Source organism: Methylobacterium sp. Leaf125 (assembly GCF_001423085.1).
GTDB lineage: Bacteria > Pseudomonadota > Alphaproteobacteria > Rhizobiales > Beijerinckiaceae > Methylobacterium.
In genome coordinates this window covers 1,090,493-1,111,337 of record NZ_LMNU01000001.1, presented here as the reverse complement: position 1 = coordinate 1,111,337, position 20,845 = coordinate 1,090,493, and the positions used below count along the sequence as shown (strand labels likewise).

The following is a 20,845-nucleotide window of genomic DNA, read 5'->3' as shown; positions in this document are numbered from 1 at the left end:
GGCCCGAGGCGCTGCCGTCGCCGGATCGGATTGTTCATGCCTTTCATTGTTCATGCCGTTCGATGCGCAGGCCCCGTCGGCAGGCGAAGGGGCATCAGGGGCAGCCTGCCAGCACCGCCGGGATAGCAGAGCGCAGGCGTGAGTACCCACGGGTGGATCGCGGCCAGGCCGCCTCGTCCCAGGCCCGGCGTACGCGCCGGCAGCCGTCCGGCAGGAGCGTCGCCGATGGTCCGACGGGGGCCCAGGCCGTTAGGACCGGCAGGTCGCCCGCCCATCCGGCCTCGACCGGGCCGGCCGGGCACCCGAAATACGCTCCGGCCCGGGCCAGGGCATCGGCCATCGCGACCCTGTCCGCGGACCTGACGCGGTCGGACGCCCCATCCGCATGGGCGATCAGCCCGCCGACGCGCATGACGGTCGCGCCGCCCAGGGGCAAACTCTCCGGGTGCAGGTCGTCGAGATGCAGGAGCAGTGCAGCCTGCCCCGACGGCGGGGTATCGGCCGGGGACAGGGGGCGCTCGCGCGGCGGCATCGGCTCGTCGAGCGCGTCCGGGTATTCGTCGAGACCGGCGGGATCGTAACGGCCCTCGGTATACCGGCGAATGTTCTCCGCCCGGGCGACGTAGTGCTTGCCCCGGGTGTGCAGGCCCGCCACCCAGCGCCACGACAGCGTGTTGCTCGCCGGATCACCATCGAGGAGATGGCGCATGAAGAAGTCCGCCCCGAGTGCCCAGGGCAGCTGCAGGGTGAAGATCCAGATCGAGGCGAACCACATTCGGGCGTGGTTGTGGAGCCACCCGGTCTCGACGAGATCCCGGGCCCAATCGTCGAAGCCCTCGATCCCGGTGCGCCCCGCGATGGCCGCCTCGTAGGTCCGGCGCAGGCCGGCCTCGGCGGCGAGGCGCTCGTGGCCCGCGGCGGCCAACGCGAGTGCCTCCGTCCAGGCGGAGGGGTGGGTCTCCAAGTGACCCTTGAAGTAGGTCCGCCAGAAGACCTCCGACACAAACTTCTCCGCGCCGCCGTCACCGAAAGCGCGGTCGGCCGCGGCTACGACCTCGGCCTCGGTGATGAGGCGACGACGCAGATAGGGTGAGAGCGCCGAAGTCGTCGGTGCGTGCTCAGTCCCCCGATCGGTGTTGCGGTCGGCGGCGTAGGAGGCGCCGGCGCCAGCGAGGAATTCGGAGAGGCGATCGAGCCCGGCGGCGCGGGTCATGGGAAAGCTGCGGTCCATGCCGCTTACCTAGGAGCCTGGGCGAACCAGCGGATGCGACCCATTTCCCCTGCCCCAGAGGGCTGCTCGAGCCGAGCCCCAAGCCCGCCGCGCCCCGGCGCCTTACCGCCCGACCCGCGGCGGCCGCTCGGATCCAGACCTTTGGCCTGTACGCATGACGGCGTTATTCGCGGCCAAGAGCTGCAAAGCAGACCTGCCGGAAACCACCCAACCCGGTCGTAGAGCGGACAGACGGTTCCGACTTAATGACGCCCGATACGGTGACCTTCCTTCTCGTCGTGAAGTGGGCAGAGTCAGAGATCCCGGTTCTCATTGGAGGCGTGCTAGAAGCGTCCATGTCTTCAGGCGAAACTCCTTCGACCGTTCCCCACAGCCCTGACACCGCGTCTACGAACGTCGCTTACGCGTTGCTGACGTTCACCGCGCTGATCTGGGCCGGCAACGCAGTCGCGGGCAAGTGGGCGGTCGGTCAGGTGTCACCCTTTGCCCTGACCAGCCTACGCTGGCTGGTTGCGTGTATCGCCCTGGTGCCGCTCGCATCTCGTCCCGTATCTCGCGAGTGGCGCCTCCTCCTGCCGCGTTGGCGCTTCGTCGTCATGATGGGCGCCTGCGGCTACACTGCCTTCAACGCACTGTTCTACGTGGCCGGGACCCATACGAGCGCCACCAATCTGGCGATGATCCAAGGGGCGATCCCCGTCATCGTGCTGCTCTGCAGCTTCCTTGCTTACCGGACCCCCGTGAGGCCGATGCAAGCCGTGGGCGTGCTGGTCACGCTGCTGGGGGTCGCCGTAGCCGCAACCCACGGCGATTGGGAGATCCTGCGAACCCTGGCTTTCAACCGAGGCGACCTGTTCATGTTCGTCGCCTGCCTGTTCTACGCCGGCTACACCGTAGCCCTACGGGCGAGACCGGCGGTTTCAGGCCTCACGTTCTTCACGGCGATGGCAGTCGCCGCTTTCCTGACGTCCCTGCCGCTCGCGGCTGCAGAGTGGATCAGCGGTCATCTCGTCTGGCCGACCCGCGAGGGCTGGGCCATCGTCGTCTATGTCGGACTTGGTCCATCTCTCGTCTCCCAACTCTGCTTCCTACGCGGGGTGGAGATGATCGGCCCGAACCGAGCAGGCGTCTTCGTGAACCTCCTGCCGGTGTTCGGCGCCCTATTGGCCGTGATGCTGGTTGGGGAGCCGTTTCGCCTCGACAATGCCGCTGCACTCGTACTCGTCCTCGGTGGGATCTTCATCGCGGAACGCCTCGGAACTCGTCGGCGGGCCGCGTAATCACCTTCCCCTCAGATCGGGCAGGTCGATGCGAGAAACAAAATCCAGCGTGCCGAGGTGAGCACACCCGACTTTCCGGCCAGATGCCTTCGGATCTGCGGGTGGTAATGTCCGCAGCACGCTTGGATGGCACGCCAAAAGTCGAGTGGTGCCGAAGGAGAAGCACGATGTCAGATCTCGCGACCCTACGCAGGCTCTCCGGTCTCAGCACGGAGCCCCCGTCCCTCAAGGACTCGGCCCTCGTGATGATCGACTTGCAGGAGACCTATCGACGAGGCGTGATGCGCCTCGAAGGTGTCGAGCCCGCTCTTCGGGAAGCCGCTGCCCTGCTCGCGCGGGCGCGGGGCGCGGGTATCCCGATCATTCACATTCAGCACGATGCCGGGCTGGGCTCGCCTTACGACATCACGGCACCCATCGGTCAGATCAGCGCCGAGGTAGCCCCTCAGGGCCGCGAGGCGGTGATCACCAAGGCCTATCCGAACGCGTTCGTCGGGACCGATCTCCAGGCGCAGTTGGAAGCGGCGGGGGTGAAGGACGTCGTCCTGGCAGGCTTCATGACGCACATGTGCATCAACTCAACGGCGCGCGGCGCCTTCAGCCTCGGGTTTCGACCCACAGTCGTTGCCTCGACGACGGCAACACGCGACCTGCCTGCTCCTGATGGTTCGGTTGTTCGAGCCGCGCAGCTTCAGGCGGCGAGCCTGGCCGCACTCACGGACCTGTTCGCCGTGGTCGCAGGCAAGCAGACCGATCTCCCTGATTGAGGGTCGCTCGATACACGGACGTGGCATTGAAGCTCCGGTGGAAGTCCTCGTTAGACCGAAACCCACAAGACGGTTTTCCGCCAAATAAATCGTGGAAGCTGACCTGCCGTCCTCGGAAGCAGTCAAGAGATTTCGCCCTTTGCTCCGTCATGGCTGATCAAGGCCGCAGACTTACCGCCTGCTCCGCGGTTCTTGCAGCAACTTCCGGTAACGCCAGATGTCTGGGCCGCCGCTCTCCTGGGCGGCCCAGACACGGTCAGTCCTTCGACCGATAGGCATGCGGCCTGTCGAACACCTCATTGGCCCGGGCGTAGCCGCCGTCCTTGACCTTCGCGATCAACACCAGGGTGGGTCCTCGAACGCCTTCGCTGAAATCGTCCGCGAACAGGTTCGTCACGCGATGGACGATCTCCTCCGTCCGCGCGGCTGAGCGCCACCTCGGGAACTTCGATGTTAGCGAACGGCATCGTTCAGGCTCATGACGGCGTGGTCGAAGCGGTGCTCGGCCTCGGCGTTACGCAGAAAGGCGACGCGCTGCACGAGGATCTCACGCGGCGTGGGCTGCTGCTGGAAGAGCGCCATGACCTCGTCGATGAAGTCGGCCAGCGGCAGATAGCCCTCGCGGGTGGCTTGGCCCGGCGTCAGATCGGTTTGTACCGCCGGGGGCACCAGTTCGATCACTTCGATCCTACCCTTCAGAGCCTCTCGCAGGGACACCGTGTAGCTGTGAATGGCGGCCTTCGTTGCCGCGTAGGTGGGTGTCGCCGTCAGGGGAACGAATGCCAGTCCAGAGGACACATTGATCAGCGCCGCATCAGATTGACCGAGCAGATGTTCGATCAGGGCATCCGTCAGCCGGATCGGGCCGAGCAGGTTCGTGGTGATCGTTGCCTCGGCATCAGAGAGGTCGCGAGCTTGATCCAACGCCTCGAAGCGCATGATCCCGGCGTTGTTGATCACCACGTTCAAGGTCGGGTGCTCGGCCACGATCCGCTTCGCGAACGCGGCGATGTCTCTGGCATCCGCGATGTCGAGCGGCATCGCGTGCATGCGCGGCCGGCCGGTGGTGACCCGTTCCAGTGCCTGCACTCGGCGACCGACGACGATGACGGTGTTGCCTAAATCGTGGAAACGATGCGCGAGAGCCTCACCGATTCCGGAGCCGCCTCCGGTGATGAGGATGGTGTTGCCTGAGATTTTCATGACGGCGACCTTCGTTGTTGTCGCCTCGGAGAGTATGGACCACACTCTCCACACTGAAGTAGGCACCGAAAAGATTGGTACTTACCAAAAGGAGAGTGTCGGATGCGTAGAGCTGCCCCTGACCCCAGGATTGAGGTGCAGCGGCGTGAGCCGATCCCAAACGAGATCGATCCGGTGATTGAAGCTCTGGTCAACGACATCATCGCCAAGGTGGCCGACAAGTGGACCATGCTCATCCTTGAAGCCTTGGACGAGCACGGCACGCTACGGTTCACCCAACTCGGCAAGGCGGTGGGACGGATCAGCCAGAAGATGTTGACGCAAACAGTCCGGCAAATGGAGCGAGATGGTCTGGTGCGTCGGACGGTGCATCCAGTGATTCCGCCGCATGTGGATTATACGCTGACGCCGCTGGGGCAAAGTTTGGGAGCGGCGTTCTGCGGTGTGTGGATCTGGGCGGAGACGCATCACGGCGAGATCGAGCGCGCACGTCGAGCGTTTGCGGCGGGCGAAGCGCATGACGTGTCCGCCTGCGCCGAAGGGTCTTGAAGATCATGGGACCGCTGTCAGCAGTGCGCCGTCACAGGGTTACCCTGCGAGAACAGACGTTCGGCTGCGCCAGAACCCGTCAGAGTTAGCTGCTTGGCCTGCTTGGCAGCGCCCCATCCTGTGCATTGATACGTAAGCCGGCGGAGCAGTAATTCTCGCTTCAATACCTCTCCGTTACGACGCAGACTGACCGAAGAGCACCTTGAGCAGCTGCAGTCCCGCAACCCGAAAGACTGTATTTTTCTAAGTGATTTATTCGCGCTCAGAACTGAATAAATTTCTGAATAGCAATTGTAACTCTCAAGTAACTTACATATATTTTTCCAGCTCGTTCACAGGTCGTTAACTTATAAACTTCATGTGATGCCATCCGATATAAGGGATGATCCTCGCCATCGAGGATAAGTCATGACGTTCACGCAGTTTGCTGACGGGATTTTGTTGAGGCGCCAGATCAGCCTGCTCGCTGGTGCGATTGCTCTCGCCGTGATCGGAGTGACCGCGGTAGGCTCGGCTCTCCTGGCGAGCAGGCAAGCGACGGAGATGGCCCAGAGCAACCTTCTACAGGTGGCGCGCTCGGTGGCCGACCGGCTCGATCAAGATATGGCCGAACGGTTACGCGAAATTCGCAACGTCGCAGCTCTCGAGGCGCTGCAGCCGCATTGGCTCGAGAATACCGGCAGCCTTCGCAAGGTCCTCGACCGTATGCAGGGAACACTCCCGGACTACGCCTGGGTTGGGTTCGCGGATCGCGATGGGCGCGTGCGCGCGGCCACGGGCGGTGTTCTCGAAGGGGCGAATGTCGCACAACGACCCTGGTTTCAGAACGGCATCAAACACGCGGCTGTCGAGGACGTGCATGCGGCGTCCATGCTGCAGTCACTGCTCAAGCCGCATGCGGATGGAACCCCCTTCCGGTTCGTGGATCTGGCTGCACCGGTCAGGGATGCATCCGGTCAGATCATCGGCGTTCTCGGCGTTCACCTCAGCTGGCGCTGGGCCGATGTCGTCCGGCGTGAGGTGCTGTCGTCCCGAAGAGCAGACCTGAAGGAGGACATCATCGTCCTTGATCGAGCAGGTCGTGTTCTCCTTGGGCCGGACCTCGGCGCAAGCCCCTTCACGGCTGACGAACTTGCCGCCGGATCCTTTTTTGCTCTCCGCCCGCAAGGCAATCAGGTAGCATCGACGACGTCGACCCGCGGACGGGGCGACTATGCGGGGCTGGGCTGGATCGTCGTCGCTCTGCAGCCCATCGATACAGCGCTCGCAGGGGCCAATCATCTGGCCGTCCTCATCACCCTGCTCGGGCTTGGTGCTGCCCTGGTTGGGATGCTGGGGATACGGTCGGTGGCGGCACGGTTGAGCCGGCCTCTGTCGCAACTGACAGAAGCTGTCGACCGCGTGGGTCGTGAACCGAATGCGCGGATGACCGACCGCGTGCATGGCTCGCCCGAGGTTCTGCAACTGTCGGCTTCTGTCCGCTCTCTGCTCCGGCGCATCGGCACCGCCGAGGCGGATGCCCGTCACATCGAGGCTGAGGCGTCGAGCGCGGTGCACGTCGCTGAAGACCGCGTGAGACGCCTCGGAGCCGATCTCCATGCCATGCAGGTCCTGGCCGACACGGACGCCCTTACAGGCCTCCTGAACCGGCGTGCGTTCATGCCCTTGGCCAAGGACGCCATGAGCTACTTCAAGCGCTACCGCCGGGCGATCTGCGTCCTGATGATCGACATCGATCACTTCAAGCGCGTCAACGACCTTCATGGCCACGCCGCAGGCGACGAAGTCATCCGCCAGGTTGGCCGGATCATCAGCGAAGCGATCCGGACGACGGATAAGGTCGCCCGGTTCGGCGGCGAGGAATTCGTGGTTCTGCTTCGTGAAACCGACCTGGCCGGAGCTGCGGTGTTCGCCGAACGCATCCGCCAGACGGTCGCTGACACGGTGTTCGAGCCGGGGGGCTCGTGCTTCAAGGCAACGATCAGCATCGGCATGGCCGAGGCGGAGACATCCGACGAGGACATCGATCGCACGATCGAGCGGGCCGATCGCGCGCTCTACGCTGCGAAATCAGGTGGCCGCAACTGCGTCCGGTCGTTTGAGACGTCGGCTGCCTCTGCGTTGCAAGTGGCGGCGTAGCAGCTGGTTGGTCTCGCGCGGTTCGCCAGCAGGTGGCCTTCGTTCCGCGCTTCGAGCCGTACCTGTCCTCGATGGTCCGACGTCCGATTGTCCTGCTGCGCCGCTCGACGATCCGCCACCGCAGAGGCGGCCACACCCGTTCAGTAAGGTCGACCACACCTTCGGCACGTTTGCTGCCGTTGCGATGTGGCTCGGTGGAGCATGCCCGAACGTTGCCGCGAAATATGCAGCCCGCCGCTCGAAGCTGGCGAAGTCCATCGGCCTCGGTCGTCGCATCGTGCGCGGTGAGGACGAACCGCCGTCGGTTTAGGGCTGTCAGGCCGCGGGAACGCTGACCAATTGTCGATGTCCGAAGCCCTGCAGCCCTCACCGGCACGGGGCTTTGACTTCCTCAAATCGGCTCATCATCAAGGCGACACGTCCCGTCATCAGGTCGCCTTCATGGGCGTGCCTCACACGGAAGGAGTTTCGAACACCGGGATCAGTGGCAAGCTTGGGTGCGAACCTTACGCCTCTTCCTCATCCTCCTCGCCGGCCTCGTGCTCTCCGTGCATGTGCATGGTGAGGACGTGCGAGGCCGTGAAGGTCGTTGCCTCGCTCAGGATGAGGGTCATCGTAGCACGATTGTAGGTGTTGGCCGTGTAGAGGCCGCTGTGGATCAGCAGGCAGAGCGTCATGAGGATCTCGCCCCTACATTCTTCCTCCGTTCCACCAGTGAACGCCAGGAGGTGCTCTTGCAGAGCACTTACCTTGATGGGACCGGCGAGATGAGCCGTGTGGCGAACCGCTTCCGCAAAGAGAGCAGACCTCCATTCCGCAGAGCCGATTGTGTGATCCTCAAAAGGTTCGGCAAACACGTTCACGCCGCTCGTTCCTCTCCAAGTGCCCTCGGGACGTATGCATCGCCTCTCTGAGTGACGAGGGGCATGGGTATCTCGCCGCACCTCCGTTCACCGACCTCGACCGCTCCTCGACCGTTCCCCTCCTGGGCGGAAAGGAGACAGGCATGACCGCGCGCGTCTAGCGCGGAACAGGCACGATCCCGACCACGAACGGCGTCGTGAATGAGGAAGCGAACAGGCCGGCCTGGAGAGCGCATCCGTGAGTGGGGAACATCGAACCGGCGACACCATCGACAAGGTCGATCAGGTCAGTCGCGTGACCCTGCTTGGCATGGCCGCTGCCAGGGCGGCCGTGATGCTCGGGGCATGTTGGTTCGTAGGCTGATTGCAGAGATGCTGCCGACGCGGGCGTCGTTCAGATTGAGGCTGGTAGGTCTCCGGAGCGAGCTGCTCGGATAAGCGGATCCGCAGGGAGAAACCCTATGTTCAAGACACTCACGCTTGGTGCTGGCCTGATGGCTGCCAGTCTGTTCCTGGCATCGGCCCCGGTTTCGGCAACACCGCTTGGTGTTACAACGATGCCGGAAACTGCGACTGCTGTAGGAAACGTCCAATACGGATATGGCTATGGCGGCGGAGGATACGGGCGCCGCGGTTACGGGGATGGATATGGGCGCCGCGGCTACGGTGGCGGTCATCACTTCGGGCCGCGCTTCGGCGGCCGTCACTTCGGTTATGGTCGAGGGCGCGGTCACGGCTATGGACATGATCGCGGTTATGGCCGCCGCGGCTTCTACTAGAACCTCAAGGCGTCCCTCAAACCTGAGGGACGCCACCTGCGCGTCCCGCGGCCTGCTTGACCCAGACCTCGTCATCGTTGCCGTCAACGATCCGGACGGACGCGGCATGATGCAGGGTCAAGCCCTCCTCAGCATGCGCTTTGGCCGCTTCCAGGTCGCTCGGTTCTAAGCGTGAGCCGATCTCACCGTGAGCATCGTAGAATATGATACGGTATGTCATGCTCTGAGAACGTGGCCACTCGTTGGAGGCATCTGGACCGACTTTGATAGGTTCGGAGAACGACAGTCTATCGACCTGAGCTCGTCACCCCCTTGCGAGGAGAGGGTGACGATCGACTCAAATCAGCTACGGCCGAGTTGCTTGTGCATATCCTGAAGGAGCATCTGATGCTCCTTGATCTGGCCACGCATCAGCTTCGTCACGTTGAGGTTCTCGCGATCCTTGCCGGTCTTCAGGTAGGCCTCCTGGATCTCGAGCAACTGCTGATGCCCCTCGATCTGACTCTGCACGTACTCACGATCGAAGGCGGGTCCGGCGTCGGCCTTCTGAAGCTTCTCGACCATCGCCTTTCCTTTGGCGTCGAGGTTCGACTGGACAGTGTCGGCGGTCGGAGCCTTCACCTGCCCGCTGGCTGGCGTGCTCTGATCGCGCATCGACTTCAGCACGTCAGCGATCGTCTCCTGCTCGGCGACCTCCAGCTGCGCAAACTCCTTCACCTTCGGGTTCTGCGCTTTCTTGAGGGCGATCTGGCTGGTCTGGAGAGCCAGGAGACCGACGGTCGTGGTGTCGGCGGCGTGCTTGGCTTCCGCCTCGCCCATCGCCGCAGCCTTGTTGCCCGTCTTCTCGGATGCCGAACTCGACGGGTTCTGCTCGGATGCTGAGCCTGACGCGTTCTGAGCGGCGGCCGGAAGCGCGATGCAAGGCATGGTAAAGGCCAGCGCGACAGCGCTGAGGGTGAGACGACGCATGAGATTTCCTCGTGTAGTTGGTTGGCACAAGGCTCTCGCGAACGAAGACGCTCGTGAGATCCTCCTGATACCGCGCCAACCGAGCCCAGGCCGTCAGTGTTTCCGGATTTGTACCCGCAGGAGTTGAATGCGTCCGCGTAGCGCACCGGCGTCAGGGCAGCGTCTTCTCAGCGCCACGCCGCGCGCCGGCTGGCCGCCTACGCCTCGTCCTTTAGGCGAAACCTGCGCTCCCCGGAACTGTCGTTGATGCGAGTCCGCTCGCCGTCGCGCGCGTCCGCGAGGCGTGTCGATTCGCTCACGACCGACCCGACACGCCTCGCGGACGCGCCACGAGCCTTGATCGGTCAGCTCGACCGGGAGCGCGGCGCACCGCTGATGGAGGCTCTGGACGCCTGCACCGCATGCTTCGGTCGGGGTGCCGTCGTGCCCGCCCGGGGTGGGCTCACCGAGAAACGGACTTGGTCGACGAAGTTCGAGATGCGCCGCCCGCGCTACACCACGCAGGTCGGTGCGCTGCCAACAGCGCGCGCTTGATCGCAACGGCTGCCTGCCCACGACGGCTTAGTTCGAAGGCTGCTCGACCGGCGTCGGCGACCGCAGAAAGATCAGCACACCGCCCATAACGGACAAGCCGAGTGCGATGGCGAAGAGGAGAAAGAACCAACGAGGCATGCTGCCGGATAGCACGCTTGAGCGCGCGGGTGGTGCGACGGGCATCAGTGGCATCGCGCCGCTGGGCCGGTCGTCCGATCCGCAGGGGCTACCATTCACATGCTGGTGTCCGGAATGTCCTTGCCGGTGGCGTCGGGTGCAAGTGCCTCTCCGCCTTCCCAGGGCAGACTCTGCCAAGGCGGCTGGCCACCACGAGCCTCGTAATCCTCCCGTGACAGCGTGAGTTGGCCATGCTCGCCATCCTCCGCACGGATGCGCGTCGGCTGCGCCTGCTTCGGCAGGCACAGGTAGAGGCCCTTGAATGACGTCGCCATGTGTTCAGCCTTCCGATCCCCATTGGCTGGAGCCGCGGGGGCATGTGTTGTCGCTACTTCCGAGCTGCCATGAGGTCATGCGTCAGCACCGTCAGCTTGCCGATCAGACTCGTGACGTCAGCGCCCTTGCACGACCACTGCGTACCAACGGCCTCGCCGTCTGCAGAAACCGAGACGACGGCCACCGAGCGCAGCTTACCTTCGCGAGCCAAGGCAAGCTGGTCCTGAAGCACCTCGATCATCGAGGCGATGTCCGCGTCTGGACTGGTGAGCGCCACCCGTGGAGGGAACTGGACGACCTCAGCGCCATTGGACTGCCCTTTGTTGCTCATAGCGGCTCTCCTACGCTGGTCTCGATGACGGAGGCATGCGGGAGGCCTTTGCGCGGAGTGTGGCAGCTTGTCCGTAACGTCGATCGTTGTGCGCAGGGTGTGGCTCGAAAAGCACTTCTGAAAATGCCTGACTGGTGGACGCTTACAGTCCCCCCTGAACCCGATCGCCATGGCGCTCGATGGGAACGACGCGTGCCTACTCGCCCGAGCCGGATACGGGAAGGCCCCGCTCAGGCGTTGGCACAACGCCCAAACCACCAGCAGCATCGGGGGGAGCCGCCCCAAGGCGCCGGAGGAGCGCTTCGTACGTCTGAGCGGCCGGTGAGTGCGGCTGAACCTCGTTCGTGCTGCCCAGGAGCTGCCGGACGTCCTCGACGAAGAGTCGCTTGGCTTCGCCTCCCTCCGGGACCGTTTCGAACAGCCGACTGATTGCGAGTTCGTACAGGCCCACGAGGATCTCGAGCTTACGGGAGTCGTCGGACATCTCTCGGCTTACCCTTTCTGCTCGGCCAACTGCGCGAGCCGCGCCACTCTCAGGCGCCCTGTCTTCTCGTTCCGTGTCCCGACCGGCTCCACCAGAGCAGTCACAATCCGTCGCACTCCCCGCGTGCCGACCATCGTCTCGGATGGTGCAAGGCTTGCTCGGGAAGCCGTCCGACGCCGTAAGGTATCCGAAGAACCTGCCCTTCGAAGAACCTGCCCTTCGAAGAACCGGCGCGGAAACGAATGGCGTAGCTGCTGGCAACTGCGCTCAGAGCGACCATCGAAGGTGAGTTGGATGTCCAATCGGATTGCACGCCGTTCGGTTCTCAGCGGAATGGCGGCCACCGGTGCTGTCGCCGCGTTTGGTCCCGCAAAATCTGCAGGCGCCTCCAGTTCGACAACTGCGACCTCCGCGGGCGAACTTGCCCAGGCCATTCGCTCCAAGCGGCTAAGTTCTCGCGAGGTGGTCGAGGCGTACCTGGGCCGTATTGAGCGCATCAACCCCAAGCTGAACGCCATCGTCCAGCTCACTGCTGATTCTGCCCGTCGGCAAGCAGACGAAGCTGATGCTGCGCTCGCCCGCGGCGAATCAAAGGGTCCTCTCCACGGCGTTCCGATAACGATCAAGGACACCTTGGAGACGGAGGGCGTCATCTGCACGGGCGGAACGCTCGGCCGAACGCACTACGTGCCGAAGACGGATGCAACGTCCGTTGCTCGCCTTCGCGCTGCCGGCGCAATTCTCCTGGGCAAGACCAATGTGCCGGAGCTGGCTGGCGCGCTCGAGACTGACAATCTGATCTATGGGCGGACCAACAATCCGTACGACCTTACACGGACGCCGGGCGGAAGCAGCGGCGGCGAGGCGGCTATCGTCGCGGCGGGAGGTTCGCCGCTCGGGCTCGGTACGGACGCCGGAGGCAGCATCCGCGTGCCGGCACATTACTGCGGCTTGGCGGCCTTGAAGCCCACATCGGGTCGTGTTCCGCGGACCGGGCAGTTCCCTCGACCTATGGGTGCCCGGAATTCGGTTTTCCATGTCAGTCTGATCGCCCGGAAGGTCGATGACCTCGCCCTCGCGCTGCCGATCATCGCGGGTTCGGATTTCCAAGACTACACCATCATCGATATGCCATTGCTCGACAGCCGCACTGTGGCTGTGCCGAAGCTTCGCCTCGCCTACTTTGACAATGACGGGACTCTTGCGCCGACGCCGGAAATCGCCGCCGCGGTGCGCGCCGCTGCTGATGCACTCGCGAACTTGGGCGTAAGAGTCGAGGAGCGCCGCCCACCTGAGGCCGACCGCGCCGCAACGATCTACTACGACATGACCCGTGGTGATGGGGGCGCCGGGGTGCGCGCGTTCCTGAAGTCCGTCGGGACCGAACAGATCTCACCGCTCTTCGAGCAATCGCTCTCATCGCGCTCGGCCCCTGCAATGGCCAGCACTACGGACGCCTTGGCCGCGTTCACGCGGTGGGATGCTTACCGCAACACCATGATGGGCTTCATGCGCGGATACGACGCCCTGCTGTCTCCGGTGCTGCCTTACGTCGCGCCGCACCATGGAAAGAGCTTCGATCCCACGCTGCAGACAGGAGTCGGCTATGCGCAGATGCACAATCTGACAGGCTGGCCCACGGCCACCGTTCGCATCGGAACCTCCCCCGAGGGCATGCCGATCGGTGTCCAGATAGCCGCGCGGCCGTGGCGCGAGGATATTGCGCTCGCCCTGGTACGATGCCTGGAAGAGAAGTTCGGCGGGTGGACGGCCCCGACGATCTGAGAATCGCCTTCATCCTCGAGCGCCCCTGCCGCGTGAACGATTGCGCCGCGCGCGCTGTATGCTCTCGACAAAGTCGCCCGGGAGCTCGCCGAACGGCGCGAGGATCGCGGCCGCCTCGCGTTCGCCGGTCTCGTCAGCGACAACCTTGACTGCGGCCGCGCGAGGCATGCGCGCGCCATCGCTTCAGCCTTCTTCGATGCGCCACCCTTGGTCGGTGACACCACGTTTGCGCCCAGCACACATGGATCGGCGGCTTGGGCATAGACGCGCGTGATCCGCGATGCGGAACAGGTCGGGCGCCAGGGACGAAGGTCCGTCCATCGCGGTAGGCAGGTGTTAAGGATGAGCCTGAACCGATGAGGAACATGCTCCGCCGTGGTGAGCTTCCCCTGGTATGTCAGATCTGGAAGCGCTCATCGAACGCCTGAGGGCTGAACAGCATTTCTTGGTGCTGGAAGCGGAAGCGGGTGAACCACTCCCGAGCAGGGGTGTCCTGCAGCGGATCGCTGATTTCGAGGCCAAGATCCAGTCGGTCGAAGCGCTGATTGAAGATCGTTGAGACCGGCTTGAGCAGCAACGCTCCGCCTCCGCTGGGCGCGGTTAGGTGAATGTTGCAGCGGTTTCTACGAGACGGAAGGGCGAGCTCTACCTTGCGGACCCTTGGAATGGCCGGAACAGCCATGCGAGACGGCCAGCTTCCTGATCTTCGACGTCGCTGATCTGATCGACGATCTGGCCGAGTGGCGCCGGCAACGCGACCTGGTACTTATCGAGGATGATGGCTGCGTCGAGCAACGCGTTGATGTGGGCCTTGGGAACCGGCTGCTCGGCGGCCTGCGCTGCCAGCACCTGATCTGCGAGAAGCGTCGAGAGGCGCACAACCTTGGATAGCCGTTCCGGCGGATCTCCGGTTTCTGCTGTCATCTCAGGTCGCTCTCGCCGTTAGGCCCACCGTGAACATCCACCGTCCGCGGCAAGCGGTCCAGCCCTGCGCCAACCGACTCGGCCCGACACCACCGCTCCAGATGGGAGAGTTCACTCGGACACCGCCTTCGGCGCAACCGAGCAACTGTGGTCGAGTAGCATCTCGGCATGCGCTTCGGGGGAGCGATAGGCGAGCATGTAGAACCCCTTATCAGGATCGTTCGGCTCGCGGGCGATGATCGCGAAACTCGTCGAGCGCAGATCGGACGTACGCCACGGAAGCTGCCGCAGGGCAGCGAAGGGATTGAAGCCGTCCACCGCGGCCGCATCGATCCGACGAACCATGAAACGCCCACCCACGAGGGGCGTCGGAAACGCGGTCCAATTCTCCCGCAGGCGCAGGGAATGACGCTGTAGGGCAGCACGAACGGTCGGCCTGATGCAATCGAGATGGATATGGAGTTGGTCCTGACTCCGCCCACCCACGGAGTTCACGGCGAGGCCGACCCGCTCCACTGGCAATCGTCCTCCCAGAGCCGAGACCACATAAGACCGGGCGGCAAGCGCTGCTTTCCAGTAGGTATTGCCGGCAGCTTGCTGAAGCTGCGGTGCTTCGAGGCCGACCACCGCGACGGTCGGCATGACAACGGTGTGTGTCGGCTGTCCGGGCGCCCGTAGGACGGCCGTTCCGGGACGATCCTCGTCGCCCAGATCGACCGAGAGGCAGGGAAAGGCGCGGCCCGTGGTCTTCTTCGTGAGAAGACAGCCCTGCAGGGCGATCCAGAGGACGTCGCGGGAGGGGTTCAGGGTCGCCCGGGCCGGCGTGACAGCCGCTGCAACGCAGAGCAGGAGAGCCGGTAACCGGAACGCACCTTTCACGTCTCAAGGACCTCTTCGTCGCGCAACGCTCGATACGCGAAGGCGGGACGGAGCCTGAAGCGACGGTAAATCATTGAAATGATTGGCGCACCCGACACGATTCGAACGTGTGACCTTTGCCTTCGGAGGGCAACGCTCTATCCAGCTGAGCTACGGGTGCTGACCGTGTCGTTCTGGTAGCCCATGCACGGGCTCCGCGCAACGGGTCGTGGCAGCCTTTCGGCTCAAAGGGATGTCCGCAAGGGCTTCGAAAGCAAAGGTCGCAGGTCCCAACCGGGTCGAGTCTCTCAGGGTGCAAGGGCGCCGTTTGTGCACTGAGATGCTGGGCAGATGCGAACACGGCTCGGCTGCGACGCGGGGTGCGCGCCGTTCCTGTGGCGCGCCAAGATCGTCTTGCGGCAGCGCTAAGGTGGCGTCGGCGTTTCGCTCAGCTTTGCGTGGCTGCGAAGGCGCTCGCATACAGCCAGCGCGTCGCCGGCGGCCGCGAAAGCAGCGGTGTTGTCGAAGATGCACCAGCACTCGTGCCCGTGCACGGCGTCGCCTCGCAGGCGTCCGGCGAGGGCATCCAGAGTGCTGGGTGGATAGGCCGAGTAGTACATCTTCGGTGAGCCATGCAGGCGCTCGTAGCGCAGACCATGCCAGCCTCCGGGTTCGCCGGCGCCGGGCACTGGGGACGGATCAGCTGCGACGCGCGCGATACACAACTCGGTCAGCAGCGCATCGACATAGTGCGCGAACCAGCTGGCGTGCCTCGGCTCGCAGACGATGCTGCCGCCATGAATGTCTCGGAAGGCCCGCAGGAACCCAGCGCTCGTATCTGGGTCGAAGCGGAGGCTCGGCGGCAGCTGGATCAAGAGCGGGCCAAGCTTGGGGCCGAGCCCGGCGACCTCGCCGAGGAATTGGCGCAGCAGCCCCTCGGCTCGATCGAGCCGCTGCTCGTGCGTGATCGTGCGCGGAAGCTTGACGGCGAAGCGAAACCGTTCGGGCACGGACGCCGCCCATCGCGCATAGGTCCCGACTCGGTGGGACCGGTAGAACGCAGTGTTGATCTCCACGGCATCGAAGCGCTGCGCGTAGCGTTCCAGATGGCTGCCGGATGCGGGGAACGCATCGGCATGGGCCTTCGGCACGCTCCAGCCGGCCGTCCCAATCGCGATCACGCTGTTCGAGCCCCCAACGTTGAAGAACGTCTCGGGCAGGGTGCGCGGGCGCCGGAGGCGGCGCAAGCCGGCGCCTCGCGGAACGATGGGGCCATGAATCGCGTCAGGCCCTGGAACATCGGCCGTCCTTGCCAGTCCTGATGGTGCAGCCCACCTGCCGGCCGTGCCCATCAGCGGAGATTTTCCTTGTCGACCAAAACTCGGATCTACACGTCGCCATCGGCGTTCCCGAACCCTCAGCGCCTTCGCCTCTTCCTGCACGAGAAGGGCATCACCGACGCCTTCGAGGAGGTGATCTACGATATGGCCCCCAAGGGGGAGCAGCGCGGCTGGCGCCACCTCAAGATGAACCCGTGGGGCGAGACGCCGACGCTGGAACTGCCCGACGGCAGCTATCTCTCGGAGTCGTCCGCGATCGTGCGCTACCTCGATGCACACCATGAGGGCCGCAGGATCACCGGCGAAACGCCCCTCGCTCAGGGGCTCGACGCGATGTGGGACAATCGCGTCTGGGTGCAGATCCTTTACCGGCTGACGACGCTGTTCCACGTCTCGCATCAGGGTCTCGGACCGAAGCTGGAGCTGACGAGCAACCCGCAATGGGGCGAGCATTGCCGCAAGGAGGCCCTGGCGCACGCCGCCCTCGTCGATCGACACCTGGCCGAAGGACGCGAATGGCTGCTGGGCGGCGAGCACCCGACCTTTGCCGATATCACCCTCTGCACGGCCATCGCCTTCTCGAAGTTCGGCCCCGTAGCCACGCCGCTCGACGAACGGTTCGAGCAGCTCGACGGATTCTGGAAGCGCTGGAAGTCTCGCGACAGCTTCCGAAAGGCCTATGCCGATGGTGGCGGCCTCGAGGAATTGGCACAACTCACACCGTAGCCTCGGCCCGATGCAGGACGCGTCCCGGTTCCAGGCGGAATGCGTCCTGATGGGGTTTAGTCGGCGAAACCGGCGAGGACGACCTTGCCCTTCGCCTGCCCGCTCTCGTTGAGCGGATCAGCGCGTGCGATGTGTGCGGCATCGATCAAACCGAAGCAATCACCCGGCGTGGTGCCCGACCTGACCTGACCCCGCCCACCCGGCCGCCTGCCGCAGCGCGGAGATGCGGCGCTCGCCATAGCGTCCGAACTCGGACGCCGAGGCCATGCTGGCGCGGGTCAGCGCATCCTCGGCGGTCGGTACCGTCGGCACGGAGCGTTGCATGCCCCGAGGCTCGCCGAGGATCCGGCAGGCCTGGCTCGCGTCGCGACGGATCGGGCGCATGACATCCAGGGACCATGCAGTCGGAGACCATGCAACTGGTGGAGCGGGGCTTGGGCCGGGTCGCCAACGATCGCGTCGTCCGGGTCTGTCAGCCTCATCCCGAGCCAGACAGACCCTTGATTCCGGTCTTGGCGTTTGTCTTTTCGGGACAACCGGTCCGCGCTTGTCCCTGACAAACTCTCGGCAAGGCGCTCGCTTCCCAGCGATCGAGGTGCGGTTCGATGCCCCAGCTGGCGACGCGCATCCATCGCAGATCGAAGACGGGACGCAGCGTGCACGCAGCGCGATCCTTCGATCGAGCCTATTCAACCACGGCACGAATTTCGCTTACGCCTACTTGGGATGATCGTCGACCTGGGCAGGATCGGTATCGCCCAAAGTCTCCGTAGCCCCTCGAAGCGGCGGTTGGACACGCAGTTCCGAGGGTCGGGCCGCCGCATCCGGAGGCGCGCCACAGGAAAGGATGATCGGCAGAGCGACAACCACGCAGTGCAAATCGAGACATCCCAGACCGCTGCCGTATCGATTGACATCCGAGCCAACCCGAGACCGACCTGCGACGCGGCGCGATGCCTGCGCCGACACATCTTCAGCACTTCCCCGGTCGAGGAACCCTGCGTTATGAAAGAGGCCGATTCAGAATAAAGGGTCACACAGAGTAAATTGCTCGCGGCCTTTGCCAAAGACAATAATAGATCAACACCTGCGACTTGTAGCATAACCCGAAATACAACGGCATCGAAGCTTGCTCTATGCCGTGATGCGATCAAGTCAAAAACAGGTCTCATCCTCCACCTCTGATCGGGTGAGGCATGGTTGCCATCCCGCCAGGGTCAATACGTCAACGCGACTGCCCGACATGCGATCGAAGATAAACCCGATCGGCCGGCCGGAAGACTGGGGAGACGTCCGATCTACCGCCTTTCGAACAAATCCTGAGCAGGCATCAAAGATTTCGAAGAGCTAGTTCGTATCGACTGGAGTGTAAAATGGCCAATACTTATGCGTCTGTCCCTGCAAGCGGCAATCAAGATATCAATGGATTGCTGGCAGGCTTGCGCTGGGCGAACACCGATATGACGTTCAGTTTTCCCACCGATCCTGCCCAGTACGAATACAGAGGCGAGAGGGATTTAAACTTCCAGTCTTTCAGCGAGCGGCAAAAGGAAGTTGTCCGAGAGATGTTGAGTTCTGTCGCCTCAGTCGCAGATCTCTCTTTTACCGAGATCGACGGAGGGGCCGGCGATTTACGCTTCGCCATGTCGGATATGCCCCCAAATGCGTGGGCTTACTATCCAGGCAATGGCCCCGATGCCGGCGACACTTGGTATAATACGGTAGGGTTCGACGACCCGGTTGTCGGAACCTATGCTTTTTCTGCGATGCTCCATGAAATCGGGCATGCGCTGGGCTTCAAGCACGGCAATGAGCCCGGTGTATTCGGGGCCATGACCTATGAGCATGATTCAAGCGAATACACGATCATGGCCAAATCGTATGTCGGCTCAGATGGAGGGTATGCCGAAAACGAGCTCAACGGCTTTCCTCAATCGCTGATGATGTACGACATTGCCGCGCTGCAATACATGTACGGAGCGAATTATGACGTCAACGCAGGCGACAATCGCTACCAGTGGAGCCCCGATACTGGCCAGCTCTCGATCGATGGCAATGGATTCTCCATTCCGTTGGAAAATCGCCTGTTCATGACGATCTGGGATGGGGGAGGAAATGATACATACGATTTCTCGAATTATGGGACAAATCTGAGTATCGACCTGTCTCCCGGAAAGTGGACGGTAACCTCCGTCAGTCAACTGGCTCAGCTCGGAGTAGGTCATCCGGCGGCTGGGAATATTGCCAATGCCCTCCTGTATAACGACAATACCGCGTCTCTCATCGAGAACGCCATCGGCGGATCGGGCAACGATACGATTGTCGGAAACAGCGTTGACAATGCGCTGGCCGGTGGTTTGGGCAACGACACGCTGACCGGCGGTGCCGGGAACGACCGCCTCGACGGCGGCCTCGGCGCCGACACCATGGCGGGCGGCCTCGGCAACGACACCTTCGTGGTGGATAGCATCGACGACAGTGTGATCGAGTCGACCAGAGAGGGCACGGACACCGTCCTCGCCGCGATCTCCTACGCGCTCAGCGCCAACGTCGAGAACCTGAAGCTCACGGGGATGGGCACCATCGACGCCACCGGCAATACGCTGGACAACGTCCTCATGGGCAACGCGGCCACCAACACGCTGTCGGGCGCCGCCGGCGATGATTGGCTCTACGGTGGTACCGGCGACGATACGCTCGACGGCGGCACCGGCGACGACCTCATGATCGGCGGCATGGGCGACGACACCTACATCGTCGGCGCGCGCGGTGATCTCGTGGTCGAAATGGCCAGCCAAGGCATCGACACCGTGCGGTCCTCGATCAGCTACACCCTCGGAACCAGCCTCGATGCCCTGACCTTGACCGGCACGGCCGATCTGACAGGCACGGGCAACGCCCTCGGCAACACCCTGATCGGCAACGGTGCGGACAACGTCCTCGACGGCGACAGCGGGAAGGACGTGCTCATCGGCGGGGGCGGCACCGACACCTTCGTGTTCCGCCCGGGCGAGACCAACGGCGATAAGGTGATGGACTTCAACGACGCGGGTGCGTCGGCGGGCGACCGCCTTGCGTTCTCCGGCTTCGGTCCGGGCGCCACGCTGAGCCAAACGATGGGCACGGACGTCTACACGATCACGGCGGATACCGACCTTTGGGGGGAGTTGAGCGAGACGTTCCAGATCGCCGGCGTGACCAACCTCGACCTTATCGGGAGTCTGAAACACGACGTGTTGCTCGTCGCCTGAGGACCACACTCGAAACGAAGACAGACCTACGGCGCGCCTGCGCCGCAGGTCTGGTCCGGTCGAGCGGCCTCGTGAGCCGCGCTTTGCGAGGCTCACGGCGAGGGCAGCGTCGACTTCATTCGTTCGGATCGCCCAGATCGGCAGGATTGTCCCTGCATCACGGGTCGCGCGCAGGCGGAGCCGACCGGACCGTCCGTCTAGGATACCGCGCGATGGATTGTCTCTCGGCCCTCCCCGCAACGTCAGGCCGGTCAAGGCGGGGATCGAGCGAGAGCCACCATGCCAAGTTCGTCGATCGCCCGCTTTTCGCGGGCCGCTCGCCGAGATGAGACGGGTCGAGGCGCACCTGGGCGCTCGGGCCGAATCGCGATGGCTAGGG

The 20,845-nt window shown here is 63.7% G+C and carries 19 protein-coding genes, 1 tRNA gene and 3 pseudogenes; 9 read left to right on the top strand and 14 right to left on the bottom strand.

Going from position 1 to position 20,845, the window contains the following annotated elements:
- Nucleotides 1-94: 94 nt before the first annotated feature.
- A complete protein-coding gene (locus ASF58_RS05110; RefSeq protein WP_244477184.1) occupies nucleotides 95-1,231 on the bottom strand; it encodes an FAD-binding domain-containing protein in 1,137 nt (378 codons plus the stop codon).
- Between the two features lie 407 nt (nucleotides 1,232-1,638).
- Here ASF58_RS05110 and ASF58_RS05105 point away from each other — a divergent pair, with 407 nt between their 5' ends.
- Both ASF58_RS05105 and ASF58_RS05100 read left to right on the top strand, forming a co-directional pair.
- Nucleotides 1,639-2,511, top strand: coding sequence for a DMT family transporter (locus ASF58_RS05105; RefSeq protein ID WP_348271566.1), 873 nt, complete (start codon nucleotides 1,639-1,641; stop codon nucleotides 2,509-2,511).
- A gap of 167 nt (nucleotides 2,512-2,678) precedes the next feature.
- Complete coding sequence (locus ASF58_RS05100) at nucleotides 2,679-3,278, top strand: cysteine hydrolase family protein (RefSeq protein WP_055948032.1); 600 nt, start codon at nucleotides 2,679-2,681, stop codon at nucleotides 3,276-3,278.
- 256 nt (nucleotides 3,279-3,534) lie between these two features.
- On the opposite strand, the pseudogene ASF58_RS05095 reads toward ASF58_RS05100, so the two are convergent.
- Together ASF58_RS05095 and ASF58_RS05090 are read right to left on the bottom strand one after the other, a co-directional pair.
- Nucleotides 3,535-3,745 (bottom strand): annotated as a pseudogene (locus ASF58_RS05095) (4-oxalocrotonate tautomerase).
- A complete protein-coding gene (locus ASF58_RS05090) occupies nucleotides 3,732-4,481 on the bottom strand; it encodes an SDR family oxidoreductase (protein WP_055948029.1) in 750 nt (249 codons plus the stop codon). The pseudogene ASF58_RS05095 and the gene ASF58_RS05090 overlap by 14 nt, the downstream one beginning before the upstream one ends.
- 102 nt (nucleotides 4,482-4,583) lie before the next feature.
- Between ASF58_RS05090 and ASF58_RS05085 the strand changes: the two genes are divergently transcribed.
- Together ASF58_RS05085 and ASF58_RS05080 are read left to right on the top strand one after the other, a co-directional pair.
- Complete coding sequence (locus ASF58_RS05085; RefSeq protein ID WP_055948026.1) at nucleotides 4,584-5,030, top strand: helix-turn-helix domain-containing protein; 447 nt, start codon at nucleotides 4,584-4,586, stop codon at nucleotides 5,028-5,030.
- Between the two features lie 408 nt (nucleotides 5,031-5,438).
- Complete coding sequence (locus ASF58_RS05080) at nucleotides 5,439-7,169, top strand: sensor domain-containing diguanylate cyclase (protein WP_055948023.1); 1,731 nt, start codon at nucleotides 5,439-5,441, stop codon at nucleotides 7,167-7,169.
- 506 nt (nucleotides 7,170-7,675) lie between these two features.
- On the opposite strand, the gene ASF58_RS25590 is transcribed toward ASF58_RS05080, so the two are convergent.
- Complete coding sequence (locus ASF58_RS25590; protein WP_156375524.1) at nucleotides 7,676-7,846, bottom strand: hypothetical protein; 171 nt, start codon at nucleotides 7,844-7,846, stop codon at nucleotides 7,676-7,678.
- 792 nt (nucleotides 7,847-8,638) lie between these two features.
- On the opposite strand from ASF58_RS25590, the gene ASF58_RS25585 reads away from it, so the two are divergent.
- Entirely contained in the window at nucleotides 8,639-8,980 is a 342-nt protein-coding gene (locus ASF58_RS25585; RefSeq protein WP_156375523.1) for a hypothetical protein, read from the top strand.
- Nucleotides 8,981-9,153: 173 nt separating this feature from the next.
- Here ASF58_RS25585 and ASF58_RS05070 read toward each other — a convergent pair whose 3' ends face one another.
- Nucleotides 9,154-9,780 carry a DUF4142 domain-containing protein gene (locus tag ASF58_RS05070; protein WP_244477183.1) on the bottom strand — a complete coding sequence of 209 codons (627 nt, stop codon included), beginning with the start codon at nucleotides 9,778-9,780 and terminating at the stop codon, nucleotides 9,154-9,156.
- A 246-nt stretch (nucleotides 9,781-10,026) separates the two neighbouring features.
- On the opposite strand from ASF58_RS05070, the gene ASF58_RS05065 reads away from it, so the two are divergent.
- A complete protein-coding gene (locus tag ASF58_RS05065) occupies nucleotides 10,027-10,314 on the top strand; it encodes a DUF4113 domain-containing protein (RefSeq protein ID WP_055948018.1) in 288 nt (95 codons plus the stop codon).
- Nucleotides 10,315-10,547: 233 nt separating this feature from the next.
- On the opposite strand, the gene ASF58_RS05060 is transcribed toward ASF58_RS05065, so the two are convergent.
- Both ASF58_RS05060 and ASF58_RS05055 read right to left on the bottom strand, forming a co-directional pair.
- Nucleotides 10,548-10,766, bottom strand: a complete 219-nt coding sequence (locus tag ASF58_RS05060) for a hypothetical protein (RefSeq protein ID WP_055948015.1) — start codon at nucleotides 10,764-10,766, stop codon at nucleotides 10,548-10,550.
- A 53-nt stretch (nucleotides 10,767-10,819) separates the two neighbouring features.
- Nucleotides 10,820-11,098: a hypothetical protein gene (locus ASF58_RS05055; protein WP_055948012.1), complete on the bottom strand. Its 279-nt coding sequence runs from the start codon at nucleotides 11,096-11,098 to the stop codon at nucleotides 10,820-10,822.
- 778 nt (nucleotides 11,099-11,876) lie between these two features.
- Between ASF58_RS05055 and ASF58_RS05045 the strand changes: the two genes are divergently transcribed.
- The gene (locus ASF58_RS05045) at nucleotides 11,877-13,367 is read left to right on the top strand and encodes an amidase (RefSeq protein ID WP_082512823.1); all 1,491 of its coding nucleotides are present in this window, start codon (nucleotides 11,877-11,879) and stop codon (nucleotides 13,365-13,367) included.
- 9 nt (nucleotides 13,368-13,376) lie between these two features.
- Here the strand turns inward: ASF58_RS05045 and ASF58_RS26955 are convergent.
- From ASF58_RS26955 to ASF58_RS05020, 6 genes and pseudogenes are all read right to left on the bottom strand, one after another.
- Nucleotides 13,377-13,585: pseudogene (locus tag ASF58_RS26955) on the bottom strand (hypothetical protein); the annotation flags it as partial.
- Between the two features lie 179 nt (nucleotides 13,586-13,764).
- Entirely contained in the window at nucleotides 13,765-13,944 is a 180-nt protein-coding gene (locus ASF58_RS05040; RefSeq protein ID WP_055948007.1) for a hypothetical protein, read from the bottom strand.
- 68 nt (nucleotides 13,945-14,012) lie between these two features.
- Nucleotides 14,013-14,291, bottom strand: a complete 279-nt coding sequence (locus ASF58_RS05035; protein ID WP_082512822.1) for a hypothetical protein — start codon at nucleotides 14,289-14,291, stop codon at nucleotides 14,013-14,015.
- A gap of 111 nt (nucleotides 14,292-14,402) precedes the next feature.
- Nucleotides 14,403-15,170 carry a CDP-diacylglycerol diphosphatase gene (locus ASF58_RS05030; protein ID WP_055948002.1) on the bottom strand — a complete coding sequence of 256 codons (768 nt, stop codon included), beginning with the start codon at nucleotides 15,168-15,170 and terminating at the stop codon, nucleotides 14,403-14,405.
- An 83-nt stretch (nucleotides 15,171-15,253) separates the two neighbouring features.
- Nucleotides 15,254-15,330 (bottom strand) — tRNA-Arg (locus ASF58_RS05025).
- Nucleotides 15,331-15,574: 244 nt separating this feature from the next.
- On the bottom strand, nucleotides 15,575-16,369 hold the full coding sequence (locus tag ASF58_RS05020; RefSeq protein ID WP_055948889.1) for a DUF72 domain-containing protein: 795 nt from the start codon (nucleotides 16,367-16,369) through the stop codon (nucleotides 15,575-15,577).
- A 147-nt stretch (nucleotides 16,370-16,516) separates the two neighbouring features.
- Between ASF58_RS05020 and ASF58_RS05015 the strand changes: the two genes are divergently transcribed.
- On the top strand, nucleotides 16,517-17,215 hold the full coding sequence (locus ASF58_RS05015) for a glutathione S-transferase N-terminal domain-containing protein (protein ID WP_055948000.1): 699 nt from the start codon (nucleotides 16,517-16,519) through the stop codon (nucleotides 17,213-17,215).
- Between the two features lie 195 nt (nucleotides 17,216-17,410).
- Here the strand turns inward: ASF58_RS05015 and ASF58_RS05010 are convergent.
- A pseudogene (locus tag ASF58_RS05010) lies at nucleotides 17,411-17,569 on the bottom strand (IS3 family transposase); the annotation flags it as partial.
- 1,019 nt (nucleotides 17,570-18,588) lie between these two features.
- On the opposite strand from ASF58_RS05010, the gene ASF58_RS05005 reads away from it, so the two are divergent.
- Nucleotides 18,589-20,466: a M10 family metallopeptidase gene (locus ASF58_RS05005; protein ID WP_082512819.1), complete on the top strand. Its 1,878-nt coding sequence runs from the start codon at nucleotides 18,589-18,591 to the stop codon at nucleotides 20,464-20,466.
- Nucleotides 20,467-20,845: the final 379 nt, after the last annotated feature.